The 4,570-nt window shown below is 65.3% G+C and carries 2 protein-coding genes and 1 pseudogene; all 3 read right to left on the minus strand.

The window, feature by feature from the left end; translation table 11 throughout:
- Positions 1-47: 47 nt before the first annotated feature.
- A pseudogene (locus tag AB0K02_RS33905) lies at positions 48-338 on the minus strand (hypothetical protein); the annotation flags it as partial.
- Between the two features lie 135 nt (positions 339-473).
- Positions 474-896: a hypothetical protein gene (locus tag AB0K02_RS33910; RefSeq protein WP_365996452.1), complete on the minus strand. Its 423-nt coding sequence runs from the start codon at positions 894-896 to the stop codon at positions 474-476.
- 77 nt (positions 897-973) lie between these two features.
- Positions 974-4,570 (minus strand): DUF6531 domain-containing protein (locus AB0K02_RS33915; protein WP_365996453.1); only part of this gene is annotated, 3,597 nt, incomplete at its 5' end.

The following is a 4,570-nucleotide window of genomic DNA, read 5'->3' on the forward strand; positions in this document are numbered from 1 at the left end:
GTCGGCACCGTCGACAAGCTTGTCGCCCCACCCCCGCCAGTCCACCATCAGCGCTGCTCCCCCCACCGCGGCTGCTCAGCCTGATCGATCGTGGCCTGATCAGGGTCGAGGTCTTGCTTCAGCTGCTCGTCCATCGCGTCCCGGATCTTCGGGTCGATCAGCCCCGAACGCTCCATCGAGTCCATCTGCGCGTCCATCACGTCATACGTGGTGTTCTTCCACGTCTGCTTGACCTCGCCGTGCGCCTCACGCATCGACTCCGCGCTCCAGTCCGCGTTGTCCCACGCGTGCTGGTCACGAATCGTGTCCCAGCTCATCTGCTTGACCTCGTCCTCCGACTCAGAAGCCGTCGTTCAGGGCCCCAATTCCTCGAGTCCGAACGTGGGCGGCAGGGACTTCAGCTCGTGGTGCTGTGTGTGCCGAGATCGGCCTCGGCACACACAGCACCACTGGAGACACCACCCAGTCGCGGCTCAATTCCCCTGGAGCGCCCCCCAGACACTCACGCTCCACACATCCTGGTGCCCGACCCGATATCCGCGTTCGTCTTCGGGCTCGTCCACGACCAGCACGGAGACGTTCGACGCCGGAGCTCGGTACTCGACGAACCCGCCCTCCTCCCGGGTGATCAGCTGGAGAGTCGGTGCGACCCGGCGCAGCTCGCCACGCAAATCGTCCCAGGCGAGGTAACGCGGGAACTCCACGCCCGTGCTCCCCGCCCACTCCTCAGCCATGCCGTGATCGGCGGCCAGCCGGTGCAGCTGAATCGCGGCGCCCACCACCACCCACTCCCCGACGCGGTTGAACGACAGCTCGACGAATCCGTAGTCCCGACGCATCGACTTGCCTGAATCGTCGACATCGTCGATGAAGTCGACGTCAATCGCCCTGTCCACGTCGGCGACTGTGGATCCGACCCCCAAGCCCAGGAACTTCCCCGTGGTAATGAATGAAGCAAGGACTTCAGCTGCCGTCACGGCCAGTTCTCCAGTTTGTCGATCAGCGCTTGCATCTCTGTCGAGCGGTTCCGCGTATTGCCCCAGTTGTGGTCGTCCATGTGCTCCTTGGCCGACTTGGCCTTCTCCAACAGGTCGGCTCGCAACTTGGGATCGTTGTTCACCGCGTCCACAGCCGCATCAACACTCTTGTCCGAGGCCCACCCGGTTGCCTTGAGCCTGATGGGCGCACCGGCAATGTTTCCGTTCTCGTCCACGTAGATGCGTACCTCGTGATCCGCCCCCTTCTTCTGCGGAACGTGCATGTGGGCACCCTTGGTGGCCCAGTCGGACGACACAGGGGAAACACGTGGCTTGCAGGGCTTGAGGCCGAGCGGATCCGACCACGTATGCGGATTGGCCACGTACGCCGTCGGGTTCGGTGCCGGGTCGAGGCCCAAGGGGTCGGGGCTGAGATATCGAGCCGTTTCCGGATCGTATTGACGGTGGAAGTTGTAGTGCAGTCCGGATTCCATGTCGAAGTACTGGCCGGGAAAGCGCAGCGGGGTGTACGCCGTGCTCTTGGCGACCCACGTGGTGGTACCCCACAGTGTGCTCCGGGTGCGCCATGCCAGCGCGCCCGACTCGTCGACAAGCTCCGTCGGTGCACCCACAAGATCCGTGACGATCGCATAGAAGCGTTCGGCCACGGCATCCCGGGACGCATCGGGATCCAGCACTCGTTCCCACTGCGAGAGTGGCCGTACGCCGTCGTGATCCCAGGTGAGGGCGACTTTTCCGGGCAGCCCCGGCCCTCGGCTGGTCTGCTCGCACACGGTCGAGCCGTCCCAGGTGAAGATGACCTCCTCCAGAACTTCACGGCCGTCGTCCGCGAGGCGTTCCTTGGCCATGCGCCGCCCCAGGGGGTCGTACGTGTAGCGCCAAACCGCGCCGTCCGGGGTCGTGATGGATGTCAGCCGGTCTTCTGCGTCCCAGACATACGACCAGGTGTCCGGCTTTCGTGACAGCCGCGTCTTCTGCCGAAGCACCGTCCGGCCCTGGGCATCGTGCTCGTAACGGACCTTACCCGCCCGAGAGATCCGGTTCCCCGTGTAGGCGCGCTCTCCTATCGCCTCCTGGCTGGGATGAGCAGCCGGCCACGAGGCGGCTGTCTGGTTGCCCGCCGCGTCGTATGCGTACCGTTCCGACCAGCCCTCGGCCTGAACAGCGGTGACGCGGCCCATCGCATCGACATCGAAGCGGCGGGTACCGGAAATAAGGTCCTGCATGGCGACGAGATGGCCGTCCGCGCGATACGTGTACGACTTCCGCTGAAGCCGGCGTCCTCGCCCCGTGACCCGCTGATCAGTGAGGCGTCCCATGGCGTCGAAGGCATTCGTGAAGGTGACCGAGTCACCGACCTGACGGCTGCTCTCGCGGCCTGCGGCGTCACGATGAAACGTGATGCGACGGCCGGCAGCGTTCAACTCCCGTACGCCGCCTGCCGCGTCGTAACTCCAGGCGCTGGTCGCTCCCGACGGAGTCGTCCGGCTGACGAGGTGGCCCATGACGTCGTAGTCGTAGGAGAGCTTGCGGCCGTTGACCGTCTCCGACTTCAGACGGCCGTACCGGTCGCGCAGCCTGACCAGTGTGGCGTCGGCATTGGTCGCCATCGCCAGTTCGTCGAAGATGTCGTACTCGTAGGTGGTGACGGCACCGGCGCTGTCCTTGCTGATGACCCTGCCCATGACGTCGCGCTCGTACCGGATGGCCTGCCCGAGACCGTTGACCCGCTCGATGAGTCGTCCAGCGCTGTCGTAGGCGTAGCAGAGCCGGCGGTTGTCGAAGTCGGTCTCGGCCGTCACCCTGCCCGCGGCGTCGTACTCGTATTCCCAGGTCAGCCCCAGGGGGTTCGTGACCTGTGTCAACTGCAACCTGGCATTGTGCTGGAACTCGTGGCGGGCTCCGTCCGGGTCCGTCCGCGCCGTGAGCAGGTCGAAGTCGGTGTACTCGAAGTACGTCGTTCCACCGACAGCGTCCACGTGGGACAGGCAGTTGCCCTCTCCGTCGTACGTCCACGTCTGCTCACTGCCGTCCGGCTCGATGCAGCGCGCGACCTGGCTTCCTCCACTCCATTCCAGACGTGTCACCCCGCCGACCGGGTCGGTCATCCTGACCGGTCGCCCGAAACCGTCCCGCTCATAACGGGTGACGGCACCGAGAGGATCGACGACTTCCACGATCAGGCCGGCCGAGTTGCAGCGCACGACCGTGGTGTTCCCGAGGTGGTCGGTCAACGAGGTGAGATGCCCTGACGCGTCATAGGTGAACAGGGTCTTCGCGCCCGCGGCATCCGTGTACGACGTGAGGTTGCCCCGCTCGTCGAATTCCTGCCGGATCGTGGTGCCGTCGGCGTTTCTCACGCGTACGGGGAGGCTCAGGGCGTTGTACTCGGCGCTCAACTGCCGACCGTCCGGACGGATCACCTCGGTCAGCCGACCCGAATCGTCGTAGACGGAGCGCGTCACATTGCCGAGTGCGTCCGTGGTGGAGAGCAGTCGCTTGAAGCGGTCGTATGCGAAACGGGTCGTTGCTCCCATGGCGTCGACCTCGGCGACCACGAGGGAGCGCTCGTCGATGAAGTACTGGCTCGTGTTGCCCAGTGCATCAGTGATGGCTGTACGGCGCAGTCCGCTGTCGGGATCGGCTTCGCCCCACGAGAAGCGCGATTCAAGATGGCCGTTGGTGCCTGACTGGTAGGTGCAGCGGTCCCGGTCGTCGTAGACATAGTCGAAGCGGCTGCCGTTGGTGTCGGTCCACGAGGTGATACGGCCGTGTTCGTCGCAGCCGAAACGCAGGGGACGGCCGGAATAGTTGACGACCTCGGTGAGGTGGCCGTCGGTGTAGCCGTAGCGCAGGATCTCCTGGTCGGATCCGTCCGGTGCCGCTCCCGCAAGGTGGAGGGCCGTCACCCGTCCTTCGCTGGTGGTGAGCTTCAGGTGGTAGCCGCCATGGTGGACGATCGAGGTGGGAGCGCCGGTGTCGTCGTACTCGAAGGCAATCCAACGACCGTTGCGATCGTCGATCTGGGCCAGAAGGGCCACCTCGTCGTTGTGATCGACGAAGTGCAAGACCTGTCCTGCGTCCGGATCAGTGATGGTGTAGCCGTCCTGAACGCGGTCCAGTGGCCATGGCCGACCATGGGTGGGCATGACGGGGACCCCAGGAGCGGGATGGGGATAGGCGAGGAGGCTGCCTTCGTCGCAGCTGAAGACGACGCCTTCCGAGTCGATCTCCAGTCGCTGGTCCACCGTGCTCGACCAGGTGGGACCGAACCAGCGCCCGGAACGGCGCGACGAGTCGAAGGTGCGCTGGAACACGAGAGGCAGCGAGGCCGGCAGCGCGATGTCCGTCTGCGGCAGCAGCATCCGGCCTGACGCCATGTCCACCGGATCGCCGTCGCACGTGTTCTTGGTGCACTGGTTGCTGTTGTTGTCCGGATTCTTCTCGTGGTCCCCGCGGCTGCCGTCCGGCTTGTTCCCGTCGGGCAGGTGTTTGGCACCGTTCAGCCCGGCGCGCAGACCTCCGCGTACGACGCCCGCACCCTTGGTTCCCAGGAGTTCCGGGACGAGGCG

Origin of the sequence: Streptomyces sp. NPDC049597 (assembly GCF_040675505.1) — a bacterium.
Taxonomy (GTDB): domain Bacteria; phylum Actinomycetota; class Actinomycetes; order Streptomycetales; family Streptomycetaceae; genus Streptomyces.